This window comes from Kribbella sp. NPDC051587 (genome assembly GCF_044453945.1).
Classification (GTDB): Bacteria; Actinomycetota; Actinomycetes; order Propionibacteriales; family Kribbellaceae; genus Kribbella.
In genome coordinates, this window is record NZ_JBITDE010000004.1 from 13,703 (window position 1) to 30,196 (window position 16,494).

The 16,494-nt window shown below is 68.8% G+C and carries 8 protein-coding genes; 2 read left to right on the forward strand and 6 right to left on the reverse strand.

Going from position 1 to position 16,494, the window contains the following annotated elements; all coding sequences use genetic code 11:
* The first annotated feature begins 39 nt into the window (after positions 1-39).
* On the forward strand, positions 40-924 hold the full coding sequence (locus tag ACIA49_RS15740; RefSeq protein ID WP_396377865.1) for an RNA polymerase sigma-70 factor: 885 nt from the start codon (positions 40-42) through the stop codon (positions 922-924).
* Between the two features lie 28 nt (positions 925-952).
* A complete protein-coding gene (locus ACIA49_RS15745; RefSeq protein WP_396377866.1) occupies positions 953-1,471 on the forward strand; it encodes a GNAT family N-acetyltransferase in 519 nt (172 codons plus the stop codon).
* 858 nt (positions 1,472-2,329) lie between these two features.
* On the opposite strand, the gene ACIA49_RS15750 is transcribed toward ACIA49_RS15745, so the two are convergent.
* The 6 genes from ACIA49_RS15750 to pheS form a co-directional block, all read right to left on the reverse strand.
* Positions 2,330-8,110: an Ig-like domain-containing protein gene (locus ACIA49_RS15750; RefSeq protein WP_396377867.1), complete on the reverse strand. Its 5,781-nt coding sequence runs from the start codon at positions 8,108-8,110 to the stop codon at positions 2,330-2,332.
* Positions 8,111-8,210: 100 nt separating this feature from the next.
* On the reverse strand, positions 8,211-10,184 hold the full coding sequence (locus ACIA49_RS15755; protein ID WP_396377868.1) for a hypothetical protein: 1,974 nt from the start codon (positions 10,182-10,184) through the stop codon (positions 8,211-8,213).
* Positions 10,181-11,149 (reverse strand): glycosyltransferase family 2 protein, encoded by a 969-nt coding sequence (locus ACIA49_RS15760; protein WP_396377869.1) that lies wholly within the window; start codon positions 11,147-11,149, stop codon positions 10,181-10,183. The genes ACIA49_RS15755 and ACIA49_RS15760 overlap by 4 nt, the downstream gene beginning before the upstream one ends.
* 29 nt (positions 11,150-11,178) lie before the next feature.
* Complete coding sequence (locus ACIA49_RS15765; protein WP_396377870.1) at positions 11,179-12,723, reverse strand: gamma-glutamyltransferase; 1,545 nt, start codon at positions 12,721-12,723, stop codon at positions 11,179-11,181.
* Between the two features lie 6 nt (positions 12,724-12,729).
* Complete coding sequence (gene pheT, locus ACIA49_RS15770; RefSeq protein ID WP_396377871.1) at positions 12,730-15,315, reverse strand: phenylalanine--tRNA ligase subunit beta; 2,586 nt, start codon at positions 15,313-15,315, stop codon at positions 12,730-12,732.
* The gene (gene pheS, locus ACIA49_RS15775) at positions 15,315-16,424 is read right to left on the reverse strand and encodes a phenylalanine--tRNA ligase subunit alpha (RefSeq protein ID WP_396377872.1); all 1,110 of its coding nucleotides are present in this window, start codon (positions 16,422-16,424) and stop codon (positions 15,315-15,317) included. The genes pheT and pheS overlap by 1 nt, the downstream gene beginning before the upstream one ends.
* Positions 16,425-16,494 lie beyond the last annotated feature (70 nt).

Consider the following 16,494-nt stretch of genomic DNA (forward strand, 5'->3'; position numbering starts at 1 on the left):
TGTCGGAGTGGGTACGACGGACTGTGCGAGGTGGGTGGAATGACTGACGAGCGGCTGGCGCGGGAGTTCGATGAACACCGGGCGGTGCTGGTGGGGGCGGCGTACCGGGTGGTGGGGAGCGTCAGCGACGCGGAGGACGTCGTGCAGGAGGCGTGGATCCGGTGGGCCGGGGTGGAGCACGAGGAGGTGCGTGATGTGCGCGCGTACCTGATCCGGATCACCACGCGGCTCGCACTGAACCGGTTGCGGCAGCAGAAGGCGCGGCGGGAGCAGTACGTCGGGCCGTGGTTGCCGGAGCCGATCGTGCCGCTGACGACCGACGACCCGGCCGCTGCGGTGGAGCTGGCGGATTCGGTCAGTATGGCGATGCTCGTCGTACTGGAGACGCTCTCGCCGCTTGAGCGCGCCACGTTCGTACTGCGCGAGGTCTTCGACCTGCCGTACGACGAGATTGCCGAAACGCTGGGCCGGTCCGAGGCGGCGGTTCGGCAGCTCGCGCATCGCGCGCGTGAGCACGTGCACGCGCGGCAGCCGCGGCACCAGGTCGACAGGGCGCGGCACACCGAGCTGACCGTGCAGTTCATGGAGGCGGCGGGTACCGGCGACTTCGCTCAGGTGGTCGCGCTGCTGGCACCGGACGCCGTGCTGATCAGTGATGGCGGCGGGAAGAAGACAGCGGCGCTGCGGCCGATCCACGGTCCGGAGAAGATCGCTCGCTGGCTGTTCGGGGTGATGAGCTCCAACCCGGGCTTCGAGGTGTTGCCTGCCGCACTGAACGGCGAGATCGCGTTCGTCGCGTACTTCGGCGACGAACCGGACACGGTCGCGTTCATCCAGACCTCCGGCGACCTGATCACCGAGCTCTACCTGATCCGCAACCCCGACAAGCTCACCACGGTCCCGGCGCGGCACGCCTTAGACTAAGTGCAACCGTGTCGCACTTGGAGGTGTCGTGAAGTACGTGGTGGTGGAGCCGGACGAAACGCTCGATCCGGGGTTGCGGGCTGATCTGCTGGACACGTGGGTCGCGGCGACCGATGCGGGTGGTGCGGTCGGGTTCACTCCACCCGCTCCGGTGGAGCTGGTCGCGCAGACGCTCGACACAGCGCTCGGCCGGGTCGCCGCCGGTACCGACCTGCTCGGCGTACTGCACGACGGTGCCCGGTACGTCGGCATGGGGCTGCTCGTGGACAACAGCGGCGCGCTGCATCACCACTGGCGCACCGTCATGCGTGTGATCGTCCACCCGAGTCACCAGGGCACAGGTGCTGGCCGCATCCTCATGGAGGGACTCCGCGGCTCAGCCACTGACCTGGGCCTGGAGCAGCTCCAACTCACCATTCGTGACGGCCAAGGCCTGGAGCGCTTCTACGAACCCCTCGGCTACCGCATCGTCGGCCGCCACCCCCGCGCCATCCGCATCACCCCGGACGACTACCGCGACGAGGTCATGCTCGTCCGCGACCTGTGAGGTCGTCTTCCAGACGTCAACAGCACCGACCGCGATCGGCGCCGGTTTGCGGTAATCCACTGCCGCTCAACGCAGCAGACCTCCGCTGATCCCCTCCCCCACGAAGGCGCACTCCCCAAACCGGTTTGGGGAGGATGCGCGCCCGCGGCGAGCAGGACTGGGGCGGATCCCGGACCCATTCGGGGGGTGAATCCGCCCCACATCGCTGCGGGGACCGCCACGCACTCCCCAAACCGGTTTGGGGAGGATGCCCCCCGGCGGCGACCAGGACTGGGGCGGATCCCGGACCCATTCGGGGGGTGGATCCTCCCCACATCGCTGCGGGGACCGACACGCGCTCCCCAAACCGGTTTGGGGAGTCAGGCCGCCTTTGGGGTGATGCCCGGGTCGGGACGGCGGGTTGGGTGGGGTGTGTACCTGAGGACGGGTAGTGGGTGTCGGGATTCGGCGTTGGGGCGGATTGGCAGGCGGGGCGGGTGGTCGGTCGGGCGAGTACTACCCGTTCGTCGGTACGTCTGGCCGGCCGCGGGAATGCGGTTCGCCGGGGCGGCTGGCCGGCGGCGTTCGCCGGCTCAGGTGATTAGCGGCGGGAGCGCGGTTCGCCGGCTCAGGTGGTTAGCGGCGGGAGCGCGGTTCGCCGGCTCAGGTGGTTAGCGGCGGGAGCGCGGGTCGCCGGCTCAGTTGGTTAGCGGCGGGAGCGCGGTTCGCCGGCTCAGGTGGTTAGCGGCGGGAGCGCGGGTCGCCGGCTCAGTTGGTTAGCGGCGGGGCGCGGTTCGCCGGCTCAGGTGGTTAGCGGCGGGAGCGCGGGGCGCGGGCTCAGGTGGTTAGCGGCGGGGCGCGGGTGGCCGGCTCGGGTGGTTAGCGGCGGGAGCGGGCTAGGGCTACGAGGGTGGCGCCTAGGGCGGTGAGGAGGGAGCCGAGGGTTAGGACGATGGGTGGGGGGCCGCCGGTTTCGGGGAGTTGGGTGGTGTCGACGGATCGGGTGGTGGGGGTTGTGGCGGCGGCGATGGTGAAGCGGACGGGGGCTGCTACCGGGGGTGCGCCGGCGGCGGCTGGGCGTTCGTAGGTGAGTTTGGCGGTGCCGGTGAAGCCGTGGGCTGGGGTGAGGCGGATGGTGCCGTTGGGGGTGACGGTCCACGTGCCGGCGGGGGTGGTCGCCGTACGGGTGCAGGTGGCTGCGTCTACGCGGAGGCAGATGGGCGTTGCGGTGCCGCTGTCGTTCAGGGATGGGTTGACGGCGACCGCTCCCCCAGGTGAGCCGGTTGCGCTGTCCGCAGTGGCTTGGGCTGGGCGGGGTGCGTCGACGGTGACGTCCAGCAGCGCACTACCCGTCGTACCGTTCGCGTCGGTGACGCGGTAGGCCAGTGACCTGGTTGAGCCGATGAAGTCCTTGACCGAGGTGAACGTGATCACCCCGTCCGCGCCGACAGCGAACACGCCCTCGTCTGTCACGGTGACGGTCTTCTTGTCCTTCCCATCGCCCGGATCACGCAGTACGACGCTCGCCGGGTTCAGCGGCGCTGACGAGTCACCGGGCCGGTCGTTGCTCAGCACGTCGACGCGGACCGCCGTACCGAAGGCTGTCCGGGCGCTGTCGTCATGCACCACCGGCAGGACCGGCGTGACGGTCACAGCAAGCGTGGCGCGGGCCCGGTTCTGGTTGCTGTCCTTCACCTCGTACGCGACCGGCCGCGTGCTCCCGGTGAAGCGCGGCTCCGGAGTGAAGGTCACCTTGCCGTCAGCAACGACGTACTCGCCCTGCCCGACCACGGTGACCTGTTTGACCAGTGCTGCGTCCGGACCGATGAGCAGCAGCGTGTCCGGGTCGAGGGTCGCGCCCGGCCCCGGTACGTCGTTCGCGATCGGATCGATCACCACTGGAAGGTGCTGCTTCGTGCGGGCCTGATCCGGGTTCGCCACCGGACGGGCCTGGACCGAGACGGACAGTGTCGCCGTACCGAGAGTGCCGTTGCTATCGGCCACCTGGTAGCCGACCGGCACCGTCGTACCGACAAAGCCACCAGACGGAGCGAACCGCACTCCACCCGACGGCTGCACGGTGAACAGCCCCTGCCCCTCAACCTCCAACCCCGCAACCACCTCACCAGAGGCCGGATCGATCAGCTGCACCGCGCCCAGCGGCGCCGACGGGTCGCCTGGCTTGTCGTTCGCCAGGACGGGCACGGTCAGCACAAAGTCGTACGGCGTCGTGGCCTCGTCATCGGCCACGACCGGCACCACCGGGGTCACCGTGATGGTCATCGTCGAGGTCGCGAGGTTCCCGCTCGAGTCCTTGACCCGATACGCGATCGACAGCACCCCGCGGAACGCCGGGACCGGATCCACCACGACCCGTCCGGTCGTCTGGTTGACCGTCACGATGCCCTGACCAGGCAGGGCCGCGATGCGCACCCAACTGCGCGTCGTCACCGAGTACACCTCGACCGAGCCCTTCTCGAGCTCGGCGCCGGTCCCCGGCTTGTCGTTGTCGAGCGGCTCCACGGCAAGCGTGACGTTCTGCTTCGTCGTCGCCACATCCGCGACCGCCTCCGGCCCCTTGCCGACCGTCAGGAACAGCAGACCCTCGACGGTGGTCCCGTTGTCGTCAGCGATCCGGTACGTCGCCGGCGTGGTCACCCCCTGGAAGTTCTTCACCGGCGTGAACGTGATCGACCCGTCGGCCGTCACCGCATACGTGCCTTCGCCCGCCTGCGTGAACGTCTTCCCGAACCCGTCCGCTGTCTTCAACAACACCGAAGCCGGAACCAGCGGCGCGGAAAGATCACCTGGCTTGTCGTTGGCCAGTACGTCGACCGTGATCGGCTGGTTGAACGGAGTGATCGCGGAATCGTCCAGCGCGACCGGCCAGATCGGAGTGACCGTCATCGTCAGCGTCGACGTACCGAACGTGCCGTTGGAGTCGGCGACGCGATAGGTGATCGCGGTGGCCGGACCATGGAAGGTCGGTAGCGGATCGAAGACCACGAACCCGGTCGGCTGCACGGTGTAGGTGCCCTGCTTGGCAACGGTGACGGTCTTCCCGTAATCGGAGAGACCCTTCACCCGGGAGTCCGGACCCAGCAGCTCAACGGTTGACGGGTCGAGCTTCGCATCAGTGCCGGGGCTGTCGTTGGACAGCACGTTGACGGTGACCGTGACGTCCTGCAGCGTCGAGGCGCGGTCCGCCACGGCAACCGGCGGGAGGCCGACCGTGATCGTCAGCTTGGCCGTCGTCAGCGTGCCGTTGTTGTCGCCGACCTGATAGATCAACGGCGTCCCCGGCCCGCGGAACGTCGCGCCCGGATCGAACCGGACCGCTCCCCCGGCCGCCGTGTACACGCCCTCGTTCCCGATGCTGACCGTTGCCTTGAGCAACCCATCGGCCGGATCGGTGAGCAGCAGACTCGTCGGCAGCAGCGGCGCACTCGGATCACCCGGCTTGTCGTTCGCGAGCACCTTGACCGTGATCGGTTTGCCGAACGGCGTCCGCGCGATGTCATCGGCCGCGACCGGGGTGATCGGCGTGACCGTCACCGCGATCGTCGAGCGCGTCACCTGGTCGAACCAGTCCAGCACCCGATAGGTCAGCGCGGTCGCCGCACCGGTGAACCCGGGCAACGGATCAACCGTGATCGTGCCGTCCGGATTCACCTGGTACGACGCCTGCCCCGGCACCTTGACGAGTTTCTTCATCGACCCGTCCGCCGGATCGAGCACCGCGAGACTGAGCGGATCGAGCCCGGTCCCCTGCCCCGCCGTGTCATTCGCGAGCGGGTTCACGACGAACGGAACGTTCTGCTTGCTCGTCGCAGTGTCCGGCTTCGCTGTCGGCAGAGGCGGCTTGGCCACAGTCACGGTCAGCTGCGCGGTGGCCGTCGTACCGTTGACGTCTGCGACGCGGTAGCTGAGTGGTGCGGTCACTCCCACGTACGACGGCAGCGGGTCGACCGTGATCTCGCCGGTCGGCGTCACCGTGTACGTCGCCTCACCGTCGACGACCACTGTGGTCTTCGGCTCCTGCGTCTTCGGGTCGAGCACCCGCACGCTGCTGGGTACCAGCGGGACCGCCGGGTCACCAGCGGCGTCGTTCGACAGGACCCGGACCGTAGCGATCGTGTCGTACGGCGTTGCTGCGGTGTCATCCGATGCGTCAGGCTGGACCTTGGTCACGCGCATGGTCAGATCCGCTCGGCCGATCGCACCGTTGGCATCGGCAACCTGGTAGCTGACCGGGGTCGCCGTACCGCTGAAAGAGGGGACCGGTTCGAACAGCACCTTGCCGTCCGGCCGCGCCGTGTACTTGCCCTGACCGGGCACGACCAGTGTGGTCACCGGCTCACCGCGGGTCGGTGGGACGAGCCGGAGCGTCTCCGGCCGCAGTACGGCGCCTGTGGGGCCGGGCTTGTCGTTGTCGAGGACTGCGACGATCACTGAACTCCCCTGGAGTGAAGTGATCGTGTCGGGGTTCGCCACGGGCGGCCCGGGTGCGTCGACTGCCACCGTGAACTCGGCTCGCGCTGCAGTGCCGTTCTTGTCGAGCACCTGGTAGGTGAGCGCCGTACCGACTCCGTGGAAGCCGTGCACCGGCTGGAACGCGACCTTGCCGCCGGCCACCAGGTACGTGCCCTGGTTGGCGATCTTCACCGTGTCGACGAGCGTGTGCTTGACCGGATCGACCAGCTTCAGGGTCTCTGGGTCGAGAGGTGCATCCGGCGAACCAGGCAGGTCGTTGTCCAGCACCGGTACGACGGTGTCGGTGTCGAACGCGGTGGACACCGAGTCCCCGTTGGCCACCGGCTGCACCGCGGTCACTGTGACCGTCAGAGTCGATTCAGCGGTCTGAGCGGTCGTATCGGTGACGCGGTACCCGAGAGACGTGCCGACCCCGGTGAATTGCCGGACCGGTACGAAGTCGACCGCACCGGTCGGTTTCGCGGTGTACTGACCCTCGCCCGGGATCACCACGGTCTTCTTGAACGCAGCGTCGGCCGGGTCACGCAGCACGACCGACCCCGGTACCAGCGTCACCCCATCGGCCGCCTTGTCGTTGGCCAGCGGCCGGAGCGCGATGCTGACGTTCTGCGGGGTCTTCGCGGTGTCGGGTGTCGCGACTGGTGCGTCCGGAAGGGCAACGGTGAGTGTGAGCTTGGCTGTGGCGGTGATGCCGTTGCTGTCAGCCACGCGGTAGCTGACTGGCTTGCCGACCCCGACGAAACCGGGCACTGGCTCAACTGCGACGGTGCCGTCGGACTTGGCGACGTACTTGGCCTGTCCGACCACGCTGAGCAGTACGCCGCACTTGTCGTCGCCCAACAGACAGAGCGAGCTCGGCTCAAGCGGTGCGGCCGGGTCACCGGGCTGGTCGTTGCTGAGCACCTTGACGGTCGCATTGGTGTTGAACGCGGTGGTCGCAGTGTCGTCGTGCAGGACCGGAGGAGGCGGCGGGGTGATCTGCAGCGCGTAGTCCTCGACCTCACCGGCGTCGGAAGCACCAGTCGGCTTCACATCGTCGTACCCGATCCGGAGACGCGCATAGGTAGTCCCAGCCGACAGCTTGCTGACCTTGGGCCAGGTGAGCTTCACACTCGCCTGCCCGACAGCGAAGTCACCGCATGCTCGCTCAGTGGCGTCGAACGCACCGTCACGATCCAGATCGATCCACGCGCACACCTTGCCCGGCTTGGACGCGCCGGTCAGCTTGGCGTCGATGCTGTACGACGTGGCGTTCGTCCGCAGCGGTGGGAACATCACGCCGTCGTCAGCCGCATCAGGTGTTGTCGGACCGGTCGTCGCGTTCGCAACAGTGCTGTTGTCCTCAGTCGCGTCCTTGCCGAGCCGTACGTCGCTCAGCACCGACCAGGCCGCGCCGTACGTCGCCGGTGCGTCACCGAAGTCCTCACCTGCCGAGGCCAGCACCGAGAACGCGTCACCCGAGGAGGTGGTGTTGAAGGCGGGCAGCGTGGTGTGCTTGGTGAAGTACGCCGTCACACCGAAGCGGATGGTGGTCACGACGCCGTTCACGCGCACCGAACCGCAGGCCGCAGTCGCACCGGCGTCTGGACCGGTCCCGGTCTTGTTGTTGATGCAGTTCGGACCGGCGTCGTGGTTCGTCGCGGTGATGGTGTCGCTGGTGACCGTCAGGTTGTTGCCCTGACCCGCCTTGCTCAGACTGACGCCCGCGGTGGTCAGTCGGAGCACGGAGTGCAGCTCGGCCTGCGCTGTCGGCTTGCCGTTGACGGTCTCGGTAACCGCACCACCCAGGCCGGCCAGGTGGAGCACCGGGTTGCGCACCGGCCGGCTGAAGGCGATCGTCACCGTCCCGCGGTCACCACAACTCCCGATCGCCGCGCAGTCGCCGGTGTTGACGAGCAGGTCCTGCGCTGGCGTGGTCCGCGCGATCGGCGGGCTGTACGTCGTCGGGCCGGTCCCCCGGATCCCTGCGGTGCTCTCGTCGAGCAGCTCGGTCTTGCCGGTCACAGTGATCGTCTGCCGCAGTCCGGAGCCCGGCATCGTCGCAGTAGCCGAATCACCTTGGCTGAACGGCTCCACCGGCACCTGATAGGCGGACGTCTCCACACCTGTCGTCGCCAGCAGCACCGCCGTCAGCAAACCCACCGCCGCCGGTCGTGTCGCCCGCATGGTGCCCTCCCGAGCAATCACGTTTCCGCATGCATCGGCGCCGGGGCGGGCGGGCCTGCGCAGACCTAACGGCCCACGCGGACTCCATGTTACGGGTTCGCTACCCTCCGAGGTCGTAGATCGCGACCTTGCCGTTGCTGTGTCGCAATGGCGCCAGTTCGGCGAGTTTCGGGGAGACGGTGCCGGCGCGGGCATCGACGTACAGCCAGCGGACGTCGTACTGGTCGTGGAGTCGTTTCAGCAGCGCCGGTGTGGGGTGCGCGAAGGTCTGCGTGACGAGGGCGACGCGGTCGGGCCAGGGTGACGGCTGTTCGGTGTAGCGACGACCGTCAACGCCTTGCGCGGCCATGGCCTCGTTCGTGTAGGCCCAGCCCTCGATCACCGTACGACGGCCGGCCAGCCCGCTCACCAGGTAGCCACGGGCGTCGCAGCCGGGTGCCTTCGCATCTACCGGCCGGCACCAGGTGTTGGTGGCAACGACATCTGTCGGCGCACTGTTCGCGGCCAACCAGGCGAGCGTCTCTTGCTCATCCGGATAGACCCACTGCGCCGCGGACCGGAAGACCGGCCCGGCCTCGGTGTCACCGACGATGGCGTTCTGCACGAAGCCCTCGATCGGCGAAACGAACACCAGAACCAGTACGACGACGGCCAGGCGTCTGCGCGCAGTGGCTGCCACCCAACCGGCCGCAGCCAGGCTGAACGGAGTAGCGGTGTAGAGGAAGTAGGCCTCGCTCACACCCGGATGATCGAGGAAGAGGTAGCCGAGCCAACCGACCACCATGGCGCCGATCAGGAACCATGCAACCGGATCACGCCGTACAACCAAGAAGCCAGCGAGCGACGCGGCCTGGATGAGCAGCATGCTCAGGACCATGGCCACCGTGCCAAGGACCGCGCCGTGCACCAACGACGGGACAACCAGTCCACCAACACCAGCAGGAGTGTGGTCGCCGGTGAGGTGTTCGTAGCCGGGGTTGGTCTTCAGGATCGCTAAGAACTGGATGTGCGAACCACTGGTGCTCCCAGCAACCGTCAGCAGCGTGAGTGCGCCGACGGCAACCAGCAGCACGCCGGCCACGATCAGCCTTAGCTGCAGGCGCTTGTAGAGAGCTGCCAGTCCGACCGCACCGACGAGCACCGGGATCACGGTCGGCTTCGAACCACCACCGACCACCGCCAACGCGACGACGAGCACCCACAGCGAGCGAGGGCCGTCGCGGAAGAGCAGTTCGATCAGGAAGATCCCCACTGCGACACAGGCGATCATGCCGAAGGTCTGCGACGGGCTGAGGAAGCTGACCGGCGGGTTGAGGTTCAGGCTGGTGTCCACGAGCAGGTAGAGCTGCGGCGCGGTCAGAGCCGCGGCCGCGAGCACTCCGGTCCACCACGTCCGGCTGACGATCCGTGCGAGCGTGGCACACACCAGCAGCGCAACCACGAGCCATGGCAACACCCACAGCCGAAACAGCACCAGGATCGGGCTGAGCCGAGTGATGTCGACAGCCGACGCCATGTCCGCGTTCGCGAACCAGTGGTACTCCAGCCGCTCCCCCACGGCCTGTGGCAGTTCCGGCGGCACAGCGCGGGTCAGCTCACTCACCATCGACAGGTGGTACAGCAGGTCCTGGTAGTACGACGTACCGTCCGGCGGCAGCACGTGATACCCCATGACGCCGCGTATGGTGGCTGCCAGCATCAGAGCCGAGGCAATCGCCAGCCCCCACGTCCAACGCAGTGGCAAGAGCGAAAGCTGAGCAATGCGCCAGCAAGAGCGCAGCCGAGGCAGCGCGAACACAGCGAGCGTCAGCAGCGGCCAGACGATCAGCCAGCGCTGCCAGCCAACCGCAGTGAACAGCGCCCACCCGACGAGCATCCACGCGGCACCGACGATCGAGCCGAGGCCGAGATCCTCAGCCCAGTTGCCGAGGCTGCGCCAGACCGCCCGCATCAGCAGGGTTCCTGGCAAAGCGATCGCCAGCGCGAAGTAAGCGGCGTACCGGAGAACGTCCAGCGTGTGCAGACCGATGACGACGGTCAGGAACGGGACAAGCCAGGGCAGCGCCCGTTTCACCGGTGGTGGACCGGTTCCGCACGCTTCTGGTCTTCGAGACTGTCGTAGCCGACCAGGAACTGCGGCCGGCGCTGACTCGACTGGAACAGCCGAGCCACGTACTCCCCGAGCAGCCCGAGGCACAGCAACTGGATCGCACCGATCACGCTGATCGCGAGCACGGTTGACGTCCAGCCGGGGACGCCGCGACCGGTCAGCTTGATCACCAGCGCACCGACCACGAACAGCGCGGACATGACGCCACCGAGCAGGCCGAGCCAGGTCGCCAGCCGCAGCGGCGCGGCCGAGAACGCGGTCACGCTGTCGAACGCCAGCCGCGTCATCTTGGTCAGGTTGTACTTCGTCGACCCGGCCGCGCGCTCGGAGCGAACGTAGGTCACCTCGGCACTCGGGAAGCCCAGCCACGGGATGACCAGGCGGAACACCCGGCCGTCTTCGGGGAGCGCGTTCACCGCGTCCACCACTCGGCGCGACACCATCCGGAAGTCACCCGCGTCGAACGGGATCTGCTTGCCGACCAGGCGGCACATCAGCCGGTAGTACAGCCGTGCCGTGGTTCGCTTCGGCCAGGAATCACTCGAGCGGTCGCAGCGAACGCCGTACACGACGTCGAGGTCGCGCTCACGCATCACGTGCAGGAACTCGGCGATCGTCTCCGGCGGGTCCTGCAGGTCGGCGTCGATCGTGACGACGTACTGACCGCGGGCGCTGCGGAAGCCGGCCGACTGCGCGGCCTGGTGACCGCTGTTGCGCAGCAGCCGGATGACGCGGAGCTGCGGCCAGTCCTTGGCCGCCTCGAGGAGCAGCGCGGCCGTGTTGTCCCGGCTGCCGTCGTCGACGACGAGCAGCTCGTACGGCAGGCCGATGCTGTCCAGCAGCGGATGCATCCGTGCGAAGAACATCGGCAGCACGGCCTCTTCGTCGTACATCGGCACCACGACGGAGAGCTCGGGGTCGATGTCCACGTCTGTGTAACGAGCGTGAGCGCCTTCTGTTAGTGCGGCGAGATGGCTACTGCACCGGTACGGCGTGGGTCGCCGACTGCGATGAGGCCTTCCGCCGGGTCCCAGAACGCGGCCGCGACCCCGCCGAAGTACATCGAGTGCGGCGGCATCGGCCGGGACGGGAGGTTGGTCGCGCCCGCCAGCGGCAGATCGTCCTCGTAGTCGACCACGATGTCGTCGCGGACCCGCACGTGCAGCCGCGGGTGCTCGACCGCCTCCGCCAGCGGCAGCCCGCCGTGCGTGTAGAGCGCGTAGACCTGCGCCAGCGCAGTCGGGATCCGGTCCGAACCAGGCGAGCTGATGGCCAGCACTGCGCCGTCGCTGTCCCGGCGCGCCACGCTCGGCGCCATGTTCGACGTCAGACGCGTCCCGGGCTCGAGGCTGTGCGGACCGCCGTGCAGCAGCTCCTGCTCGCCGAGCGCGTTGTTCAGCCAGATGCCAGTCCCCGGAGTCAGTACGCCGGAGCCGTAGCCAGACGAGACCGTGATCGCGCAGGCGTCGCCCTCGTCGTCCACCACCGACACTGTCGCCGTACTGGGCGAGGTCAGCGCACGCAGGTCGCCGGCCGACGCCAGCTCCAGCACCTTCTGCCCTTCGAGCTGCCGAACGTCTTCCGCATCCAGCTCCGCAAGCCGCCGCCCAAGCACCGCATGCTGTACGTCGACCAGTCGCTCGAGCTCGGCCGGGTTCCAGCTGCCGTTGGCCGGTACGCCGTCCAGCAGCGCGAGCATCGCGGCGACCGCGACTCCCCCGACTGCCGGCGGCGGGTTGGTGGCGAGCCGCCAGCCGTTCTGCCGAACCATCAGCGCCGGGCGAATGATCGCCTCGTAGGCGGCCAGGTCGTCGGCGTTGAGGATGCCTTCGTTCTCGGCCATGTCGCGGATCAGCAGCTGCGCGAGCTCACCGGTGTAGAGCGTCTCGGCGCCATCGCGAGCGATCAGCTGCAACGCCTCCGCCAGCTCCGGGATGATCACCGTGCTGCCGGCCTTGATCACCGAGCCGTCGTCGTCATGCACGACCCGGTGGCTCGGCTGGTGCCAGCCGAAGATGATCTCGTGGGTGAACCCCAGGTAGTACCCGGAGGTGCGGCTGAGCGGGAAGCCGTCGCGGGCCACCTCGATCGCGGGCTGCACCACCTCGTGCCAGGGCGCCTTGCCGGACCGCCGGTGCGCCAGGTCGAGCGCCTTGAGACCACCTGGGGTGGCGACGGAACCGTGCCCCACGGTGGTCGTCGTACCGCCGCCGTAGTCGGTCGTGATGTCCCAGACGCCGCGACCGAACGACTCCGGCGGCAGACCGCGGCCGGGCATCTCCACCCAGCCGTCGATCGTGACCGCCTCGGACCCGGCGACCTGCAGGGTGACGAAACCACCCGAGGCCGGCGAGACGACGCCGATCTCGTTCACCATCGTGACGAGCGTGGCGGCGATCGCGGCGTCCACCGCGTTGCCACCCTCAGCAGCAACGCGGACGCCGGCCTCGGCGGCAGCAGCGTTCGGAGCTGCCACCGCCACCCGCGGGTGCCCCCCGCTCATCGCAGGTCAGCCCACTCGCTGGACTGCGCCGAAGCGTTCGACAGCGACCTGCACCGCGGCCTGGCGAGCCTCGGCCACCTCGGTGTCCTTCAGCGTCCGGTCCGCGGCACGGAAGCGCAGCGCGAACGCGAGCGACTTCTTGCCTTCGCCGATCTGCTCACCGGTGTACAGGTCGAACAGCCGCACGGACTCCAGCAGCTCGCCCGCGCCCTCGCTCAGCGCGGCCTGTACGTCGGCCGCGGCCACGTCGGCCGCGACGATCAGTGCCACGTCCTCCTTGGCCACCGGGTACGACGAGAACGGCACCGCGGTCACGGACTCCGGACCGGCCGCGATCAACGCCTCCAGGTCCAGCTCGACCGCACTCGACCGGGTCGGCAGGCCGAACGCCTGACACACCTTCGGGTGCAGCTCGCCGGCGTGACCGACCACCGTGCCGTCGACGGAGAACTCCGCGCAGCGACCCGGGTGCCAGGGCGCGAGCTCGACGTTCTTCACCGTCGGCTCGACACCGACCGCGGACGCGATCAGCCGAGCGATCTGTACGGCGTCGGCCCAGCCGGCCGGACGGCCCTTGCCCCACCAACCCGTCGGGGTCAGCGCGCCGGTCAGCACCACACCGACATGCAGCGGCTGCTCGGGCAGGGCGTCGTACAGGGACTGGACCTCGGCGTCGCTCGGTCGAGCCTCGACCGACAGCAGCGGCGCGGCCTTCGTCTCGGCCTTGGGCTTGAAGACCAGGCCGGTCTGGAAGATCGCCAGGTCGGTCTGACCGCGGCCGACGTTGCGCTCGGCCACCCGGAGCAGGGTCGCGAGCAGAGTCGTCTGCATCGACGGCTCTTCGTCGGAGATCGGATTGACCAGCTTCACCGTCGTACGGCGGGAGTCGCCGGCCGGCAGGCCCATCGCGTCGAAGTCGGCGTCACCGGTGAACGGGTACGAGACGACCTCGGTCAGGCCGGCGCCGACGAGCGCGGTCGCGACCCGGCGGCGGCGTCGCTGCGACACCGTCAGACCCTGACCACCCGGTGCCGACGGCAGCACCGACGGCACGTTGTCGAACCCGAACAGCCGGATGACCTCTTCGGCGAAGTCGTTGGGGTCCCGCAGGTCCGGCCGCCACGACGGCGGTGTGACGGTCCACAGGCTGTCGCCGTCGAACCGCATGCAGGTCGCGTTGTCGATGTCTTCGCCCGCGATCCCGTAGTCGAGGGAGCTGGCGTTGACCCCCACCGCGAGAGGCGTGGGCGTCGCGCCTTCGGCGGCCAGCTCGGTCTCACAACCGACGGCGCGCAGGAAGTCCAGCCCGTCCTCGACGGCGATCGGGGCACCCGAGACGCGGGCCGGGTGATCGCCACGGATGACGACCGGCTGCGGCAGCGGGTGCGTGTCGACGACGGTCTCGTCGGGGAGGATCGTGCCGCCGGCCAGCTCGGCCAGCAGATCGGCGACCCGCTGGGCGGCGTACCGCGGCAGCTGCGGGTCGACCTCGCGCTCGAACCGGCGCGACGCCTCCGACGACAGCTTGTGCCGGCGCGACGAGCGCGCGATCACGATCGGGTCGAAGTGCGCGGCCTCGATCACCACGTCGGTGGTGGCGTCGGAGATCTCGGTGGACGCGCCACCCATCACGCCGGCGATACCGATCGGGCCGGAGTCGTCGGTGATCAGCAGGTCCTCGGCGTCCAGCTCACGGGTCTGGTCGTCGAGCGTGACCAGCTTCTCGCCGGAGGTCGCCCGCCGGACCACGATCTCGCCGCTCAGCCGGTTCTTGTCGTACCCGTGGATCGGCTGACCGAGCTCGAGCATCACGTAGTTCGTGACGTCGACACCGATCGAGATCGGGCGCATCCCGGCCGCGAGCAGCCGCTTCTGCAGCCAGCGCGGGGACAACGCCTTCGCGTCGATCCCGGTCACGGTGCGGGTCACAAACGCCGTACAGGCCTGGTTGTCGTCGACGCGGACCGGGTAACCACCGTCGCCGGAACCGGTCAGCTCCACAGCCGCCGGGTCCTTCAGGGGAAGCCCGTACGCCGTGGCCGCCTCGCGGGCGACACCACGGATGGACAGGCAGTACCCACGGTCCGGGGTGACGGCGATGTCGAGGACGTCATCGGTCAGCGACAGCAGCTCGATCGCATCGTCACCAGGCGTGCCCTCACCAGGCTCCAGTACGACGATGCCGTCGGTACCGTCGTCGCCCAGGCCGAGCTCCGTGCTGGAACAGATCATGCCGTTCGAGACGTGCCCGTAGGTCTTGCGCGCGGAGATCGCGAACCCGCCCGGCAGCACCGCACCCGGGAGCACGACCACGACCAGGTCGCCGACCTCGAAGTTGTGCGCACCGCAGACGACCCACTGCGGCTCGTCCTTGCCGATGTCGAGCGAGCACCAGCGGATGGTCTTGCCGTTCTTCTGCGGCTCGTTCTCGTACGTCAGCACCTTGCCGACCACCAGCGGGCCGGTCAGGTCGGACTCCTCGACGGTCTCCACCTCGAGACCGGCCCGGACCAGCTGCTCCCCGAGCTGCCGCCCGGTCACCCCGGCCGGAAGCTCGACGTACTCACGAAGCCACGACAGTGGGACCCGCATCAGATCTCCATCCCGAACTGGCGGCTGAACCGCACATCACCCTCGACCATGTCCCGCATGTCCTCGACGCCGTTGCGGAACATCAGCGTCCGCTCCAGACCCATCCCGAACGCGAAACCGGAGTACCGGTCGGTGTCGATGCCACAGGCCCGCAGGACGCGCGGGTTGACCACGCCACAGCCGCCCCACTCGATCCAGCCCTCGCTGCCACAGGTGCGGCAGGGCCGGTCCGGGTTGCCGACAGAAGCGCCGCGGCAGACGAAGCACTTCAGGTCGACCTCGGCCGACGGCTCGGTGAACGGGAAGAAGTTCGGCCGCAGCCGGGCCTCGAGCCCCGCACCGAACATCGACACGACGAAGTGGTCGAGCGTGCCCTTGAGGTGCGCGAGCGTGATGCCCTCGTCCACGACCAGGCCCTCGACCTGGTAGAAGACCGGCGTGTGGGTCGCGTCCAGTTCGTCCGTGCGGAACACCCGGCCCGGGCAGATCACGTAGATCGGGGGCTTGCGGGTCAGCATCGAGCGCGCCTGCACCGGCGACGTGTGCGTGCGCAGGACCTTGCCGGAGCCGGCCGGCTCGACGAAGAAGGTGTCCTGCATCTGCCGCGCCGGGTGATCGGGCTGGAAGTTCAGCGCGTCGAAGTTCAGCCACTCGGCCTCGATCTCCGGCCCCTCGGCGACATCCCACCCGAGCGCGGTGAACACATCCGCGACCTGCTCGGAGATCAGCGACAACGGGTGCCGCGCACCCAGTTCCGGCGTGTGCCAGGGCAGTGTCACGTCGACCCGCTCGGTGGCGAGCATCCGCTCCTCGTGCTCAGCCTCCAGCACCGCGAGCCGCGCCGCGAACGCCTCGGTGATCGCCTTGCGCGCCGACCCGATCCGCTGCCCCGCCTCCTTGCGCCCCTGCGGCGGCAACGCGCCGATCTCCCGGTTCGCCAGCGCGATCGGCGACTTCTCGCCCAGATGCGCTGCCTTCGCCTCCTGCAGGGCAGCGAGATCGGCCGCCTCGCTGAACGCCGTCAGCGCCTCGTCACGGCTCCGCTCCAGCGCCTCGGCATGCAACGGCGTCACTTCGACCGGGTCGTACTGCGTGTTGGGACCGGACATGGCTCGCTCTCGGTTCGGAACTTTCTGCGGATTGCAGTCTAGGAACCCCGACCCCCAGACCGTGAATCGG

Excerpts from the sequence above, each read along its gene's own strand:
- ACIA49_RS15740 (WP_396377865.1), top strand. The coding sequence starts at position 40 with ATGACTGACGAGCGGCTGGCGCGGGAGTTCGATGAACACCGGGCGGTG.
- ACIA49_RS15750 (WP_396377867.1), bottom strand. The coding sequence starts at position 8,110 with ATGCGGGCGACACGACCGGCGGCGGTGGGTTTGCTGACGGCGGTGCTG.
- ACIA49_RS15765 (WP_396377870.1), bottom strand. The coding sequence starts at position 12,723 with ATGAGCGGGGGGCACCCGCGGGTGGCGGTGGCAGCTCCGAACGCTGCT.
- pheT (WP_396377871.1), bottom strand. The coding sequence starts at position 15,315 with ATGCGGGTCCCACTGTCGTGGCTTCGTGAGTACGTCGAGCTTCCGGCC.
- pheS (WP_396377872.1), bottom strand. The coding sequence starts at position 16,424 with ATGTCCGGTCCCAACACGCAGTACGACCCGGTCGAAGTGACGCCGTTG.